General features: G+C 61.0%; 13 protein-coding genes. 1 reads left to right on the top strand and 12 read right to left on the bottom strand.

What is annotated here, in order from left to right; all coding sequences use genetic code 11:
• Positions 1-65 precede the first annotated feature (65 nt).
• From eprS to MUM_RS0109725, 8 genes are all read right to left on the bottom strand, one after another.
• Positions 66-3,023: an autotransporter serine peptidase EprS gene (eprS, locus tag MUM_RS0109690; RefSeq protein WP_010169387.1), complete on the bottom strand. Its 2,958-nt coding sequence runs from the start codon at positions 3,021-3,023 to the stop codon at positions 66-68.
• 216 nt (positions 3,024-3,239) lie between these two features.
• Complete coding sequence (locus tag MUM_RS0109695; RefSeq protein WP_010169390.1) at positions 3,240-4,577, bottom strand: TolC family outer membrane protein; 1,338 nt, start codon at positions 4,575-4,577, stop codon at positions 3,240-3,242.
• A 2-nt stretch (positions 4,578-4,579) separates the two neighbouring features.
• A complete protein-coding gene (locus MUM_RS0109700; protein WP_010169394.1) occupies positions 4,580-5,914 on the bottom strand; it encodes an HlyD family type I secretion periplasmic adaptor subunit in 1,335 nt (444 codons plus the stop codon).
• Positions 5,911-7,662 (bottom strand): type I secretion system permease/ATPase, encoded by a 1,752-nt coding sequence (locus MUM_RS0109705; protein WP_010169396.1) that lies wholly within the window; start codon positions 7,660-7,662, stop codon positions 5,911-5,913. Before MUM_RS0109705 ends, MUM_RS0109700 begins: the two co-directional genes overlap by 4 nt.
• Before the next feature lie 104 nt (positions 7,663-7,766).
• Positions 7,767-8,135, bottom strand: a complete 369-nt coding sequence (locus MUM_RS0109710) for an AprI/Inh family metalloprotease inhibitor (RefSeq protein WP_029615827.1) — start codon at positions 8,133-8,135, stop codon at positions 7,767-7,769.
• A 74-nt stretch (positions 8,136-8,209) separates the two neighbouring features.
• Complete coding sequence (locus tag MUM_RS0109715) at positions 8,210-9,658, bottom strand: serralysin family metalloprotease (protein ID WP_010169402.1); 1,449 nt, start codon at positions 9,656-9,658, stop codon at positions 8,210-8,212.
• Positions 9,659-10,022: 364 nt separating this feature from the next.
• Entirely contained in the window at positions 10,023-11,123 is a 1,101-nt protein-coding gene (locus tag MUM_RS0109720; RefSeq protein ID WP_010169404.1) for a DmpA family aminopeptidase, read from the bottom strand.
• 9 nt (positions 11,124-11,132) lie between these two features.
• Positions 11,133-12,497 (bottom strand): APC family permease, encoded by a 1,365-nt coding sequence (locus tag MUM_RS0109725; protein WP_010169406.1) that lies wholly within the window; start codon positions 12,495-12,497, stop codon positions 11,133-11,135.
• Between the two features lie 196 nt (positions 12,498-12,693).
• Between MUM_RS0109725 and MUM_RS0109730 the strand changes: the two genes are divergently transcribed.
• Complete coding sequence (locus tag MUM_RS0109730) at positions 12,694-13,488, top strand: helix-turn-helix transcriptional regulator (protein ID WP_010169409.1); 795 nt, start codon at positions 12,694-12,696, stop codon at positions 13,486-13,488.
• A 69-nt stretch (positions 13,489-13,557) separates the two neighbouring features.
• Here the strand turns inward: MUM_RS0109730 and MUM_RS0109735 are convergent, their stop codons facing one another.
• From MUM_RS0109735 to MUM_RS0109750, 4 genes are all read right to left on the bottom strand, one after another.
• Positions 13,558-14,043 (bottom strand): M10 family metallopeptidase C-terminal domain-containing protein, encoded by a 486-nt coding sequence (locus MUM_RS0109735; RefSeq protein WP_010169411.1) that lies wholly within the window; start codon positions 14,041-14,043, stop codon positions 13,558-13,560.
• 257 nt (positions 14,044-14,300) lie between these two features.
• Entirely contained in the window at positions 14,301-14,774 is a 474-nt protein-coding gene (locus MUM_RS0109740) for a hypothetical protein (protein ID WP_010169413.1), read from the bottom strand.
• A gap of 158 nt (positions 14,775-14,932) precedes the next feature.
• Complete coding sequence (locus MUM_RS0109745; protein WP_010169417.1) at positions 14,933-16,012, bottom strand: polyamine ABC transporter substrate-binding protein; 1,080 nt, start codon at positions 16,010-16,012, stop codon at positions 14,933-14,935.
• Between the two features lie 60 nt (positions 16,013-16,072).
• On the bottom strand, positions 16,073-16,414 hold the full coding sequence (locus MUM_RS0109750) for a cupin domain-containing protein (RefSeq protein WP_010169420.1): 342 nt from the start codon (positions 16,412-16,414) through the stop codon (positions 16,073-16,075).
• Positions 16,415-16,433: the final 19 nt, after the last annotated feature.

Raw genomic sequence — 16,433 nt, forward strand, 5'->3', positions numbered from 1 at the left:
GATAACTGTGCTGCCTTCAGGTTTTTCGCGAGCAAGCTCGCTCCTGCATGAAGGTGGCGTACCGTTTAGAACTGCCAGTTCAGGCTCAACCCCACACCCTGGATTTTCTCCCGGCCAGCCAACTGGCCCGTGTAGTCGAGGTTGACCCGCGTGCTTTTGCTCAACGCCAGGCTGGCCTGCACCCCTACCAGCGCCGCATCGCGCATCAGCGGCGAGCTTTGCACCGCGAACGACGGCCCACCGGCGACAAACGCCAGGTGCTCCTCGGATTCGACGGCGCTCAGGCTGTGCTGCCAGCCCAACGAACCGGAAACGTCCAGTTGCTGCCGGTCATTGAGGGCCAGGGTTTTCGACGCCCGCAGGCCAAGAGTGCTCAGCACCGCGTCGCGGCTGTCACTGCCACGCGCCAGTGCGGCGGCGTCGTCTTTCTCGTGAAAGCGTTCGTTGTCCAGCTTCACGTAGGCCAGGTTGGCGAACGGCTCCAGCGCTACCGCTGGCACGTTCAAGCGGTAGGCTGCCTCGGTAAATACCTGGGCGCTGCGTGCATCCAGCTTGGCCTTCTGCTTGCCGCTGACCTCGCCGTACTGCAAGTCGCGTTTCACATCCCCGCGATGCCAGCTGTAGGCGCCACCGACGCTCAGCCGCCAGTTGCCCAGCTCATGCCCGGCATAGGCGCCGAGGTGGTAGCTGTCGATGGACGCCGAGGAATGGGTGCCGCTGCCCATGTTCAGGGAGCTGTCGCTGTAACCCGCCACCAGGCCAACGCGGGTCTGATCGTCCAGGGCGCCGTCGACGCCGGCCAGCATGCCGCCCAGGGAGCTGGTGTAGCCTGCGGTTTCGCTGCGGCTGTCGGTCTTGCCCCAGCTGCCGAGCGCCTTGACCCACACGTTGCTTTCACCGGCCACCGGCGTATGGCGCAGGCGTTCGCCCACGGCGTCACGTACCTGGCGGCTGTCATTGATCAACATCGTGCCGATGGCCGGGTAGATTTCTCCGGACAGTTGCTGGAAACCCTGTTGCGCTGTGGCCAGTGAGTCCGAGCGCAGGATGCTTTCATACACCGGGTTGCCGGCGCCCAGTTGCTCGGCAGCGGCCGCCACCGAGCGCTGGTTACGGGTGGCGCCGGCACTGGCAAAACTCGCGTCACTGCGGGCAATGGCCAGTTGCACGCCGTTGGCGGCATAGTCCAGCGTGCCGCCCAGGAACAGGTAGTTGGGCAACACGGCACCGAACTGGCCCTGGATTCCGCCCGCCGCCTGCAGGATGGTGTACTGGCGCCCCACCAGGCTCTCGGCCTGCTGCTGGCTGAGCAGGGTCGGGCTGTTTTCCAGGGCCAGGGTCACGGTGCCGCCGCCGAGGGTAGCCTTGCCGGTGGCGACGATCTGGTCGCTGCGGGTGGGTGTGAGTTCGACTGCGTAGGTGGAGCCGGCGGCGAGGTTCACATCCCCGGCCACCTGCAAGGTGCCCACGGAATTGCCCGGCGCCACGGTGCCGCCGTTATTCACCTGCAACGCCGCAATACGCCCGGCGCCGCCCAAGGTGCCGCTGTCATTGACCGTCACCGCAGAAGTCAGTGAGCCGTTCACCGCCAACCGGCCACCGTTGACGGTGGTGGGGCCACGGTAGGTATTGTCACCCGTCAGGATCAGGCTGCCCGCGCCGGATTTGGTCAGGCTGCCTTCGTAGATACGCTGGGCCGCTGCCGCCGCCCGGGCGGTGCCAACGGCGTAGTCGGTCTGGTCCTGCTGACTCGCACCGGCTCCCACGCCGTTTTCCCAGCCCTTGTCGCGCAGGGTTTGCTGCCAGGCCAGGGTTTCGGCGCTGTCTTCGGCCCGACGCTGGATCAGCGCCTTGTCGGAGATCGCGTTACTCCACACATCGCCCTGCCCGGCCGCCAGCGTGACCGTCATGGGGCCCAGCAATTGCCCAGGCCCGTGCATCGCCCGGCCCAGGTCCGGCACGCCCCAGCCGACCTGTGTGGTGGGTGCGTCAGTGACCGCGCCATTAAGCTGGGTGGCCGTGGTCAACAACACCTGCAAGGCCTGCTCGTTGTTCAGGTATGGGTAGCGTTCCATCACCAGTGCCAGTGCGCCGGTGGCATGGGGTGCAGACATCGAGGTGCCGGATTTCACCCCGTAGCCGCCCTCGGGAATGGTGCTGTTGATCAACGCTCCCGGCGTGGAAATGCACCAGTACTTGGCGATGCCACACTGGTTGTATTTCTGGTTATTCGCCTTGTCCAGGCCCGACACCGCCAGCCAGTGGCCTTCCAGCCCAGGCTGAAAATACGGCAAGGCCGAACGCACGCTGGCATTGGCATAGCCGCTGTTGCCGGCGCTGAACACATTGATCACCCCGGCCTTGGCCACATCGGCGGCGGCGTCGAGCCAGGTGTTCTGGTTGTAGTGCTGGGCATAGGCCGCGTGCAGGTCACCCAGGGTCTGGTAGCTGACATCCTTGGGCTGGCTGCCCCAGCTGTTGTTGATCGCACGCACGCCGGAATCCACCAGGGCGCTGTACACCGCCTTGAAGTACTTGGGGTCCGGTGTGGGGCCAAACAGGAAACTGTCGTTGGCGTTGGTGTTGCCGACGTAGATCTGCGCGTTGTACGCCACGCCGTGCATGCCCACGCCATCACGGGCCGCGCCCATGGTGCCGGTCACATGGGTGCCGTGGGAGTCGTTGTTGGGGTTGAGGGCGCCGGTGGTGTTGAACGGACGGCCATCGACGTAGGTACCGCTGGCGGTGACCGCGTGATAACGGTCCTTTGAGGCTTCGGGATGGTTGGGGTCAAAACCCGAGTCCAGCGCCCCGATCTTCACGCCACTGCCGGTGATACCGGCCGCGTAGGCCTCGTTGGCTTTCATCCGGTCCAGGCCCCAGTCGCTCTGGAACTCGGCCGAACGCCAACTGGCGGGATCGCCCGGTTTGCCGGTTTCGAGGTACTGCCCGTGGGCCGCCACGGACAGCAGCAGCAAGGAGCCTGCGGTGAAGGGTTTGAAGCGAGGTGAATCGGTGATCATGAAGAGTCCTTTTTCTTATTGTTGAAATACCTGTAGCGAGGCTGCCTCCTGTGGCGAGGGAGCTTGCTCCCGCTGGGCTGCGTAGCGGCCCCAAAAAAAGCGGGAGCGCTGCGCACTCCAGCGGGAGCAAGCTCCCTCGCCACAGCAAGCTCCCTCCACCACAACAAGCTCCCCCACCCCAAAAGTCCCCTGCTCCCGGCAATACTCATCCAGGCATCAGCGGCTCATAGGGCCAAACGCCTCATCCACCTTGGCCAGGTCGGTGTCGCGCAAGTTGCCTGCGTAGTAATGCAATTTGGTCCAGGCCATCAGGTAGTCGTAGCGCGCCTGGGCCAGGTCGCGACGGGTGCTGTACAGCTGCTGTTCGGCGTTCAGCGCATCGAGGTTGACCCGCTCGCCGCCGAGGATGCTTTGCTTGGTCGACACCACCAGCGCTTCGGCCGAGGTCAGGGCCTTCTGGTAGGCGCGCAGCTTGCTGACGCCTGACAGGCAGGCGCTGAACTGGCGACGCAGTTCGATCAGGGTTTCGCGGGTCTTGCCTTCCAGCTCGTACTCGGCCTGTTCCATGGCGCGGCTGGCCTGGCGGGTGGAGGCCGAGACCCCGCCACCGGCATACAGCGGCATGCTGATTTCCACGCCAATGGTGTTGGTGTCGTAGCGCTGGTTGTAGGTGTTGCCGCTGTCGGATTCCTGCTGCCGCGAACTGGCATAGGCCGTTACCCGTGGCATATGCCCGGCACGGTTGCGCTCCACTTCATAGCGCGCCACTTCCAGGGATTGGCGTTGCGAGGCCAGGGTCGGGTTGTTGGTCAGGGCGAGTTCGTGCCAGGTGTCGTAGTTGGCCGGCGTCAGGGTGAAGGCGGCAAACCCCGGGTTCAGTGGCGCCAGGTCGTTGATGTTGACGCTCTGCACGCCGATCAGCGCACCCAGCTCCCGCAGCGAAGCGTCCTGCTCATCCAGCGCCTGGATTTCTTCGGCGGTGGCCAGCTCATAACGGGATTCGGCTTCGAGGATATCGGTACGGGTGCCTTCGCCTTGTTGGAACAAATGCTGGTTCTGCTGGAACTGCTGCTCGTACGCCTTCTTTTTGGCGCGGGCAATGTCGATCTGGTCCTGGGCAAACAAGGCCTGGGTGTAATAGGTCAGCACCCGCACCAGCAACGCCTGGCTCTTGTCGCGAAAACTCTCGTCGGCAAACAGCGCCTGGGCCACGCCCTTGCGGTAGTTGGCATAGGCTTCGTAGTCGAACAGCGGCTGTTGCAGGGTGAAGGTAGAGCCGTAGCTGTTGTAGTTGCGGTCGTCGTGATAATTGCCGCCGCGCCCGTCCGGCAAGGTGGCCTGAGAGTTGTTGCGGCCCTTGTTGTAGTTGTACGACAGTTTGGGCAGCAGGCCGGCGCGGCCAATGGTGCGGTTTTCCAGGCCGGCGTCACGTTCCTTGATGGCGCCGAGGAACACCGGGTCGTTGCGCAGGGCCTGTTCGTAGACATCAAACGGGCCCATGGCGGCCTGGGCGCTGCTGCAGGCGAGTAGCAAGGCGATGAACATCGGTTTCATGTTCATTCCTCGGTCAACGCCGAGCCGGCGCGGTCCAGCAGCGGCTTGAACAGGTAGTTGAGCAAGGAGCGCTCGCCGGTGCGGATAAACATCTCGGCGGGCATGCCTGGCTTGATCACCAGGCCATGGAGTTTCTCCAGGGCGCTGCTGCTGACGGTGGTGCGCAGCACGTAGTACGGCATGCCGGTTTTTTCGTCGAGCATCTGGTCGGCAGAAATCAGGCTCACCTCCCCCGGCACCCGGGGCGTGCGGCTCTGGTTGAAGGCGGTGAACAGGATGTCCACTGGCAAATGGGTGCCGACCTTGTCCACCAGGTGCACCGGCAAGCGCCCTTCCACTTCCAGGCGGGTGTCCTGGGGCACGATTTCCAGCAGGGTTTCACCGGCACGCACCACGGCGCCTTCGGTGTGCACGCTCAGGTTGACCGCGATGCCATCGGCCGGGGCGTTGATCTCGCTGTGCTGCAGGTCGAACCCCGCGGAGGTCAGTTGCTGCTCCAGGGTCAGGCTGCGCAGTTGCGCGTCGGCCAGCTGGCTGCGGACTTCCTTCTGGTACTCCTCGCTGTGCTGTTGCAGCTTGAGCCGCGATTCAAGAATGCCCTGCTCCACCCGCCCGCTTTCGCCGGTGTTCTGCGCCAGGTCCTGTTGCACCTGGGACAGCTGCCGCTGGTATTCCATCAGCCGGTTGCGCGGGATGTAGCCGTTGTCGGCCAAGGGTTGCAGGTTGTTCAACTGGTCGCGCAGGGATTGGGCCTGGGCGGTCAGGTCACTGCGGGCGCGGCGCATGCCGTTGAGTTGGGCGGTGGCGCCCTCGATATTCGCGCGAATCCCGGCCTGTTCCCGGGCAAAGGCTTCGCGGCGGCTGCTGAACAGTTGGCGCTGGCCCTCCAGAACCAAGGCGAGGGCTTGATCCGGGTTACCGCTCAGTTCCGCCGGAAAGGTGATCGTCGACTGGTTGTCACGCTCGCTCTGCCACCGCGCCACGCTGGCCCAGGCCATGCGGTACTGGGCTTGCAGGGAGTGCACGTCGGCCTGGTTTTGCGTCTGGTCGAGGCGGAACAGCGGCTGGCCCTGCTTCACTGCCTCGCCTTCACGCACCAGGATCCGGCTGACCACACCGGGGCTCAGGGTTTGCACGGCCTTGCGCTTGCCCGAGACCACCACGGTGCCCTGCACCGGAATGCCCTGGTCCAGCGGCGCCAGGCTGGCCCACAGGAAGAAACCACCGGCGCCGACCACCGTCAGCAGCCAGCCCATGCGGGCAAAGAAACGTGCGCCATGTTCGGGGTGAGTCTGTTCGTAATCGCGGTTGATTTGAATGCTGCTGTCGCTGCTCATGCGCCTGGATTCCTTCCGGCTTGATACTGACGGCTGAGGCTGACCCCGACCTTTTCTCGCGGTGCTTCCTGTTGGCCGGACAGCGCCCGCAGCACGTCCTGGCTGGGTCCGAACGCCTGCAAGCGGCCCTCGTTGAGCACCAGCAGCTTGTCGGCCTGTGCCAACGCCGAGGAGCGGTGCGTCACCAGCACCACCGTGCTGCCCTGGGCCTTCATCTGCATGATCGCGCTGGCCAGGGCGGCTTCGCCCACGGTGTCGAGGTTGGAGTTGGGCTCATCCAGTACGATCAGCCGCGGGCCGCCATACAACGCGCGGGCCAGGGCGACCCGTTGTTTCTGGCCACCGGACAGGCCGCTGCCTTCGTCGCCGAGCACGGTGTCGTAGCCGTGGGGCAAACGCAGGATCAGTTCGTGCACGCCGGCTTGCTGGGCGGCCTGCACCACTAACTGCGGGTCGGCTTCGCGAAAGCGTGCGATGTTGTCGGCGATGCTGCCGCTGAACAGTTCGATGTCCTGGGGCAGGTAGCCGATATGCGGGCCGAGGTCGTCACGGTCCCAGCGATGGATGTCAGCACCGTCCAGGCGCACGGTGCCCGCCAGGGTGGGCCACACGCCCACCAGCACACGGGCCAGGGTCGACTTGCCGGAGCCCGAGGCGCCCAGCACGCCGAGCACTTCACCGGCCGCCAGGTTGAAGCTGACCTGATGCAAGGTCGGCACACGCCGCCCGGGCGGGCCGGCGCTGACCTGCTCGAAACTCACCTGGCCCTTGGGCGCCGGCAAGGCCATCTGTTCGCCCTGGGGCGGGAACTCGCGCATCAGGTTGTCGAGGCGCTGGTAGGCCAGCTTGGCCGAGCTCCATTGCTTCCACACGGCAATCAACTGGTCGATGGGGCTCAATACCCGACCCATCAGGATCGAACCGGCGATCATCATCCCGGCGGTCATGTCGCCCTTGATCACCAGCAATGCGCCCAGGCCCAGCACCAGGGATTGCAGGCACAGGCGCAGGGATTTACTCAGGGAACTGATGATCGAGCCCGTGTCGCTGGCCTTGTTTTGCAAGCCCAGAAACTGCGAATGCACCTTGAACCAGCGCTTGCGCAACGCACCCAGCATGCCCATGGCCTGGATGGTTTCGGCGTTGTGCAGGTGGCTGGTAGCCAATTGGGTGGATTGCTGGGAATACCCGCTGGCTTCGCCCAGGGGCTTTTTGGTCAGGTACTCGTTGAGGCACGCCAGCCCGATCAGCAGCACGGCCCCGGCGCTGGCCAACACCCCTAGCCACACGTTGAACAGGAAGATCACAAACAGATAAATCGGAAACCACGGCGCATCGAAAAACGCGAACAGTGCAGGCCCGGTGATGAACTGGCGGATGTGGGTCAAATCCCCCAGGGATTGGCCGCCGTGGCCCTCGCCCCGTTGCAGGTTGCGCTCGAAGGCGGCCTTGTACACCCGCAGGTTAAAACGCCGCTCCAACTGGCTACCGATGCGAATCACGATAAAGCTGCGGATCACCTCCAGCACGCCGATAAACGCGAAGAAGCCCACCACCATCAGCGTCAACATCACCAGGGTGGTTTCGTTCTGGGACGACAGCACGCGGTCGTAGACTTGCAACATATAAATCGACGGCACCAGCATCAATACGTTAATCAATGCGGTGAAGCAGCCAATACTGATCAGAATACTTTTGTAATCACCGAGTGCTTTAAACAGTGGTGCAATGGGAGTGGTCTTCGCCATGTTGCCTGATCTTCCCTGAGCCGAATGACGCGCAATAGTTTGCCCGGCGCCCCATTAAAGGGCGGGCAAACATTAAAATCGGGTTATATCGTTATAACGAACTATTAAGGTGCGCGTTGTAATAACAACACCGCGCCAGATTTGGAGCGCCCTTCATATTCGCCTTCTTTCTGGCGATTCAAATGTGTAATGCCCGTGCCTTCGGCATTCATCAACCAAATACCGTCGGGAGTCGGCGTCCAACTAACGGGCGCTTCCCCCAGCCATTGTCCGGCGCACGCTACATCCCCGCCGAGCGCGTTGGCTTGTTCGATCAAGTCCAGCGCGCACACCTGTTCCTGCTGGTGCAGCGCCCAATGCCCGGCCAGTTGCGCCGACGTAGGTAAAACCAGACTGCTTGCCATTGCTGAGGCTCCTGCCGACATAAGCATTGCCTGGAAACCCCAGGCCACTGTAGTGCGAAATAACGTCATCACCATCGCCCGTTCAAGGGGTGGACGCAAGGGCAGAGGGCAGCGCGTGCGCGCCGCCCTCCTTTACCCGTGTATCAGGCCACGATGTCGCTGACCGCTGCCTGGCCGACGGTGGTGACGAGGAAATCCGCCACTCCGTGCCCGGAGAAGTCCACGGCCAAGGTGCCCAGGTTGGTGCCCGAGGCGTAGGACAGCACCGCATCGCCAGCGTGACCGGTGAAGGCATTGACGAAGGTCAGGCCTGCACCTTTGGTGATGCCGGTGAGGTCGATCTTGTCCGAACCCGAGGTGAAGTCGAAGATCTTGTCGGCCGCACCCGGCTTGGAATCCGAGCTGGACCCGAACACGAAAGTGTCCGAACCTGCGCCGCCCCACAACTGGTCTGCACCGCCACCGCCGTAGATGATGTCGTTGCCGGCACCGCCCTTGAGGATGTTGGCGGCGGCGTTACCGATCAGCAGGTCGTTGCCCGAGCCGCCGAAAGCGTTCTCCACGGTCACTCCCTTGGCAATGGAAACGTTGCCCACCAGGCCGCCAACGTCGGAGAACGAGGTCTCATTGAGGTTGATCTTCTGGTTTTGGGTAAAACCGGAGAAGTCCAGGGTGTCGTTGCCGCCACCGTCCCACACCGAGAACACCAGCTTGTCGGCCGATGAAGTGGCGCTGAGGAAATCACGCCCGGTGTTGGAGTTGAAGCCGTAGGTGGTGTCGCCGGCGCGGGTGTTGTAGTTGGCGCCGTAGAGCTTCTGGATCGCGGCAATGTCGTCGATCAGCGGGCCGGACGAGTAAGCCTCTACCCCGCCTTTGCTGAAGTTCTGGTTGGTGTTGCTCTCGCTCCAGTAACTCATGACGCTGTAGCCACGCGTGTCCTGTCCATAGTCCGCGTCTTTGTACGAAGGGTTGCCGGTCCCGGCGTTGTAGTCGCCAGGGTGGTCCAGGCCCAGGGTGTGGCCGATCTCGTGGGTCAGGGTCTGCCGGCCATAGTTGTTCAGGTCCGGGGTTTTGTTCGGCGTGTAGCTGCTGTTGGTCAGGTACCAGGAAGTGCCATCAAGGCCGCTTTCGTTGTACTTGGCGTTGGTGCCCGGCAGGTAGGCAAAGGCTGCTGCGCCGTCCTGGCCGCCGCTGTAGTTGCCGAAGGTCATGTGGAAATCACCGCCCGAGGCTTTCTCGGTGAAGGTGACATTGGCCACATCCGCCCAGGATTGCATGGCCAGTACGGCCTGTGCTTTCTGCTGGGTGTTGAACTGGCTGAACCCGGTGATCCCATGTTTGTTCATGGTCGCGTTGGAAGCCGAAGTCAGGAAGGTGTAGGTGAGGTCGATCTTGCCGTTGCCATCCACGTCCCGATACGCGGCGTTCTCACGCAGCAGGTGGTCTGCGGCCTGGTCAACGGTGAACGAGGGTTTGCCATTGACCGTGAGGTTGCCGCCGCGGTCGTATTGATGGCTAAAGCTATCGATTTGCGTATAGGCAGTACTTGCTTGAGCCGCCGATACAATAGCTTTGTCTTTTACTTTTGACATAAACGTACTTCCTTGTTTGCAAGTGGAACAGTTTTTGTCCGATAGAACCCACTCTGGCGAGTAAGTCCTATCACTCGCCCCTTTTGAAGGCGAAAGAAAACTGACACAACTTGAAATCATTCGTCCAGCGCTATTTTTGCGGGGCAAAACATGGCGCGGCGAATAATTCCTGCAAACGCTGGCTAGTAGCGACTTATAAAAAGACAACTATTTAAATATTAAATACCGCTAAAGTGGTTTTGCGAGGAATGGATCCAAAGTATTGATTGAGGTGCACTAAGAAAGTGTCACCGTGTCATTGTTAGTAGTGAATGGCCACCATCTTAGTACTTGTCCCGTATTACCGGGACAAGACTTAATCTATTTATTGATCGCGCCAGCCGGTTTGGCGCAGTGCCGGCAGGAGTGTTTGCGCATCCAGTGCCGGTACCCGCACACCGTGGTCGGTGGTCATTTCTTCGCCGGCCAGAATCGCATTAATGATCGCTTCCTCCACGGCCTCCGCCGCCGCGCTGAACAACGGCGAAATGTGGTCGTTATTGACCATGTCCAGCCGCGTGCTGAGGGGCAAACCCTTGCGCCCGTAATCGGCCACCGGCAAATCCTGATTGCCGGTGGCGAACGCCAGGAACAGGTCCCCGCTGGAATCTTCGGTGCCGCCGCCGGTGCGTGCAATGCCGATGGACGCCCGCTGCGCCAGGCGCTGGCATTGATGGGGCAACAACGGCGCATCGGTGGCGATGATCACCACAATGGAGCCCATGCCGGGTGTACCGCGATAGGCAAACGGTGACGGGATGTCCATCAACTGCCGGCCTACCGGGTAACCGTCCACCCGCAGCTCCTGGCGTTTGCCATGGTTGGCCTGCACCAGCACGCCCACGGTCCAGCCGCCCTGCTCCGCCGGCAGCCGCCGCGACGCGGTGCCAATGCCGCCCTTGAACTCGTGGCAGATCATCCCGGTGCCACCGCCCACGGCGCCCTCCGCCACCGGCCCGGTTTCAGCGTTGGCCAACGCCTCGCGCACATGCTCCGGGCCGACGTGCTGGCCCCAGATGTCGTTGAGCAAACCGTCGTAGGTTTCCATCACCACCGGCATGCACCAGTACACCGCCGGGTCTGCCAGGCTTTCGCGCTCCAGGGCGATCAGTGTGTCGCGCACGATGCCGATGCTGTGGGTGTTGGTGATAGCCAGCGGCGTGGTCAACAACCCCGACTCGCTGATCCATTCCAGGCCGGTGGCATCGCCGTTGCCGTTGAGCACGTGGTAGCCGGCAAAACAGGGCTGGTGCCGTGCAGCACCGGCCCGCGGCTGGATCGCCGTCACGCCGGTACGCACCTGTTTGCCGTCGATACGGGTCTTGAGCGTGCTGTGGCCGACCCGTACCCCTGGAACGTCGGTGATGGCATTCAACTCACCGGGCGTACCCAGTCCCAACGTAATGCCCATTTGACGTGCGCGCATAACCACTCCTTACAATTTCTGAAACGCCGGACTCAACCGGCCACTGATGCAATACAGGATCACCGACAGCGCCAGCAGGCCGATGATAATCATGATGTCGCGAACCGAGGCGGCAATCGCCAGGGTCACCAACAGGTAGCCGGCGCCCAGCACCGCCAGCAAGGCCGGCACCGGCCACAACGGCATGCGATACGGGTGCTCACGGTCACGCAGCACGACCCGGCTCATCAGCGCACTCAGCGCGACGATCAGGTACACCAGCATGATCAGCAGCACACTGAAGGACGTCAGGTCCGCCAGGTTGGAACTGAAGCTGAGCAACGCCGAAGGAATCGCCAGGAACAGCGTAGCCAACCACGGCGAATCCCAGCGCGGATGAATCCGGGTAAACAGTTTGTTGATGGTCGGCGTCCACAGCGCATCGCGGCCGCTGCTGAACACCACCCGGCCAATCTGGATCACGATGGCGACGATGGCGTTGAACACCGACAGGAAGATCCCGGCACTCACCAGCCGAGACAGGGTTTCATTGCCGTGGCTGGTCAGCAGGTAGCCAATCGGGTCGGGGCTGCTGATCATCGCGCTGAGGGACGGGGCACCGATCAGCAGCGCGGTGATCGGCACCAGTTCGATGACCACCACCAGCCCCAGGGACCACAACACCGCCTTGTGCACGCCCTTGCCGCCGCACTTCATGTCTTCCGCCAGCAACACCGCCGGGCCGTAGCCATTGAACGAAAACAGGCCGATGCCGACCGCGCCGATTACCAGCGCCCAGGGTGCGAGGTGCAACACGCCGTTTTCGACGATTTGCGGTTGCAACAACACGCTGACCGGCTGCACCGCGTTACCGAAGCCGATAAACACAATCACCAGCAACGCCGCCACTTCCAGCAGCAGGCAAGTGCCGGTGATCCAGGCATTCAGCTTGATATTCAGGATACCCAGGGCGTAGCTGCACACCACTATTACCAGAGCCACGGTTTGTGAGTCGAATGTGGTGCCCAGGGCGTTATTCAGGTACGTCGCTGCGCCAGTGGCCAGCACCGGCGGGATAAACAGCAACATCACCAATACAGTGAGAAACGTCGCGTAGCCAGCCATGCCGCCGAACACCCGCTTGGCGTACACGTACTCGCCGCCCGCGCTGTTGTGGGCGCGGCCGAGTTCTGCGTAGCAAAAGGCGAACATCAGCGCGAGCAGCGCGGCCATCACAAAGGCCAGGAACACCCCGCTGCCGGCCTGCTGGATCGCAAACGGCGCAATCACGAATACCGAACTGGCCGGTGTCACCGCCGAGACAGTGATGGCCACCACGTCGAACACACTGAGGGTGGGTTTCAGCACGCCGTCGGGCGTGGAAGAAGCACTCATATCGTTATCCTCTTGATTGTTCTTGGTTTGAGGCAGAAACGAAAAGGCAAAGCGACGCGGGGTATGTTCCTCGCTGACTGACGGCCAACTTAAACGCTCTGTATAAGGCGGCCAATTCCCCTATTGGAGTACTCCCCTTGACGCCGCCGGGCAAAAGTCGAACCCTTGCGGCCTCATTCTTTGCGGGGAGCGGCACATGAGCCTGTTCAGGGAAGTCGGCATGCACGCGGGCCTGGGCCGTACCGTCGCACAGATCGGCACCGAGCGATTCTGGAAACAACTGGTGCTGTTGTTGCACCAATGCGTGCCTTTCGACAATGCCCTGGCGATTTTCTACCCCGCCGACGGCCCGCCCCAGGCATTGGAGGAGTACGACGCCCAACCCAGCAGCAAACCGGCGTCGATGCTGGTGTACCTCAACGGTTTGTACTTGCTGGACCCGTTCTTCCAGGCCTGCCGCGAAGGCTATGCCAGTGGCGTGTACCGCCTTGAAGAAGTGGCGCCGGATCACTTTCGCCAGAGTGAATACTTCCTCAATTACTTTCACGACAACGTGCTGGAGGACGAGGTGCAATTCATCCTGCAGCTGCCGGGCGCGGGCACGTTGTCGCTGTCGTTGGGCATGCAGCGGCTGTTTACCGCGGAGGAAACGGGGTTGATGACGACGTTGGCGGCCTGGGTGTTGCCGTTGATGCAGCAGCATTGGCAGCAGAGTACCCAGCGGGTGGCGGCGCCTGCGCAAATGGCCAGTCAGATTCGCGATGCGCTGAGTCATTTTGGTTGCGGGGTGTTGTCGGAGCGGGAGCTGGAGATTGCGCGGTTGGTGCTGCGTGGGTTTTCGTCGAAAGCCATGGCCGAACGGCTGAGTATCTCGCCGGACACGGTCAAGGTTCACCGTCGGCATCTGTACGCCAAGCTGGACATCTCGTCGCAGCCGGAGTTGTTTTCGTTGTTTATCCAGTCGTTGGGGCATGATCTGGAAAACCCTTGACGCGGTCAGCGCTCAAGCCGGAGCAGTCCGGCACGTCATGCTTGAGCGCTAACAGCAACCGGCCCGAGTCTACTTGGGTTTATTAAATAGCTTGATATTTTTTTCCGTTAAATGAACGCCATCGACATGCACAGCAAAGTGCTCGCCTTCGGGCGTTACTTTAATCGTCAACACGCCCACTTCCTGGGGCCGCAAATACGTCAATTGCATATCCCCGACCTGTTGGGGCGGTCCTTCTGTCCGTTTGATTTGCGTTATATTCAACTTTTTGAGCATCCTGGAAAGATCAAGCCGGTCGTCCTTGGGATTAAAGTTGGAAATCCGGTCTGGGTCACTCGCCAGTGAGTCGGTAGGCTTTTCATACTTGAAACTGTTACGGCCCACATGCCCGACGAGTTGGTCGCCACCACCGCCGCCGATAATGACGGAATCCTGACCACGATTGACCTCCAGTCGTTCGCTTGCGTCTGTGCCACGCAAGGTCGGGCGGGCCGTGCTGGAGGGTTCGGGGTAGGTCCAGGTTCCGCCGGTAGGGAGACGTTCAATGGATGACATAGGGGTTACCTTTTATAGGTGAATGAAAGTTCAAGTGACACCGACGGCTGCCGATGCGTCGATCCGAAACCTTCCACGGTTATAAAAGTATTTTCCAGCTTGCTTATATGAGCGCGCATGACGAATAACTAATGAAATTCTCCGAATCAATATGTCGGGAACTCATTAGCCATTCATCAAACGGTAGTGCTGCCTCTGGAAACAGAGGGCTTCAAAAAGCCGGTAACGACGCTCGCAAGGTTGAAAAAGCAACCGACCTATACAGCGAATATAAAGTCACCCGTATAGACAACGCCCGCGAAAACCTCAGTAACAAATCGCAAGCGGCCATTTATGTGTCCGGATGAATGTTTTTCTATGCGCAACTCGCCACTGGCGGCGTGGGTGGAAACCTCGTGGATCTCTACACCTAGATAAGCCGTCGCGTAAGGACCACCACCCGGATCTGCCGGGATCGGGTACGTACCGCCTGTCGCCTGGGCGTTTTTATGAAGATCAAAATACAACTCAATACGATTCCCAGCATGCAACGGGTCGAGTGCGAGAATTGATACCCGCAACCGTTCGCTCGACTCGGAGCGCGACACTTGGAAAGCCGTCAGGTGACGTTCTTGATCCCTATTACTTTCCAGTGTCCCCTTGAATGTCCCCTCCACTCGATGCTCAGCAATATGCTTTTCCAGCTTTTTCGTTTGCTGACTGTATTCGCTTGAACTGTGATCGCCTGACATAGCAAAACTCCTTTAGAAAATAGGTTTCCCGCCATCAGACTGTGTAAAAAAAACCGGTAAAGCACTACTGTGAAAAATACCGGTTTTTTAGAACTGTTTGTAATGACTGTAATAACCATCCCTGCTTACTCCAGTACTGCTTACCTACATTGCGTCCATCAGCGACCTGTACGAATCGTGTTCCACACCCGCGTACGAATCCGGTCGATGTTCAGCGGCATCGCTTCCAGTGCAAACAGCTTGCCCATCATTTCCGGGCTTGGGTACACCTTGGTGTCGCTCTTGATCGCCGGGTCTACCAGGCTGTCTGCCGCTGCGTTGCCGTTGGCGTAGTGCACGTAGTTGGTGATGCTGGCCATCACTTCCGGGCGCAGCAGGTAGTTCATGAACGCGTAGCCGGCTTTTTCATCCGGGGCATCGGCGGGCATGGCGACCATGTCGAACCAGATGGCGGCGCCTTCCTTGGGAATGTTGTAGCCGATGTTCACGCCGTTCTTGGCTTCCTTGGCGCGGCTTTCGGCCTGGAGGATGTCGCCGGAGAAGCCCACGGCCACGCAGATGTCGCCGTTGGCCAGGTCTGCGGTGTATTTCGAGGAGTGGAAGTACGCCACGTATGGCCGTACTTTCATCAGCAGGTCCTCGGCCTTTTTGTAGTCTTCCGCCTTCTTGCTGTGGTGCGGCAGCCCCAGGTAGTTGAGCGCTGCCGGCAGCAGTTCCGGGCCGTTGTCGAGGATCGCCACGCCACATTTCTGCAGCTTTTGCATGTTTTCGGGCTTGAAGATCAGGTCCCAGGAATCCACCGGGGCGTTGTCCCCCAGTACGGCCTTGACCTTGTCGATGTTGTAGCCGATGCCGGTGCTGCCCCACAGGTAAGGGAAGCCGTGGGCGTTGCCCGGGTCGTTGTTTTCCAGGGCCTTGAGCAGCACCGGATTGAGGTTCTTCCAGTTGGGCAACTGGCTCTTGTCGAGTTTCTTCAGCGCCCCGCCCTGGATCTGCCGCGCCATGAAGTGGTTGGAAGGAAACACCACGTCGTAGCCGGATTTGCCGGTCATCAACTTGCCGTCGAGGGTTTCGTTGCTGTCGTACACGTCGTAGGTGAAGCCGATCCCGGTTTCTTTCTGGAAGTTCTTGGTGGTGTCGGGGGCGATGTAGTCCGACCAGTTGTAGATCTTTACCGTCTCGGCGGCTTGGCTGAGGGTGGCGACAAATACCAGCGGCAACAGGGCAATGGGTCTCATGGTTCGATTTCCTGGCGGTTTTAGGGCTGTTTTTATGGCAGGCGATCAAAGATCAAAGAATCAGAGGATCAATACATAGGTCTTGCGTACGGTTTCCTGGATGTCCCAGATACCCGTGCTGTTGGCCGGCAACATCAGTGCGTCGCCGGCTTCTATGTGGAGCATTTCCCCGTTGTCGGGGGTGAAGGTGCAACGTCCCTGGATAAAGTGGCAAAACTCCTGGGCCACAATCTGCCGGCGCCAGCGCCCGGGCGTGCATTCCCAGATGCCGGTTTCGACGCCGTCGTTGCGCTCCACGCTCAGGGTGGAGGCCACTGCCACCGGCGTGCCCAATGGCACGGCAACCGGCGAAGAGTCGGGCAAATGGGCGCTCAGTGTGTCTTTGAACTGGGTAATGCTCATGTTCATACCTGTGGTGATT

Origin of the sequence: Pseudomonas sp. PAMC 25886 (assembly GCF_000242655.1) — a bacterium.
GTDB lineage: Bacteria > Pseudomonadota > Gammaproteobacteria > Pseudomonadales > Pseudomonadaceae > Aquipseudomonas.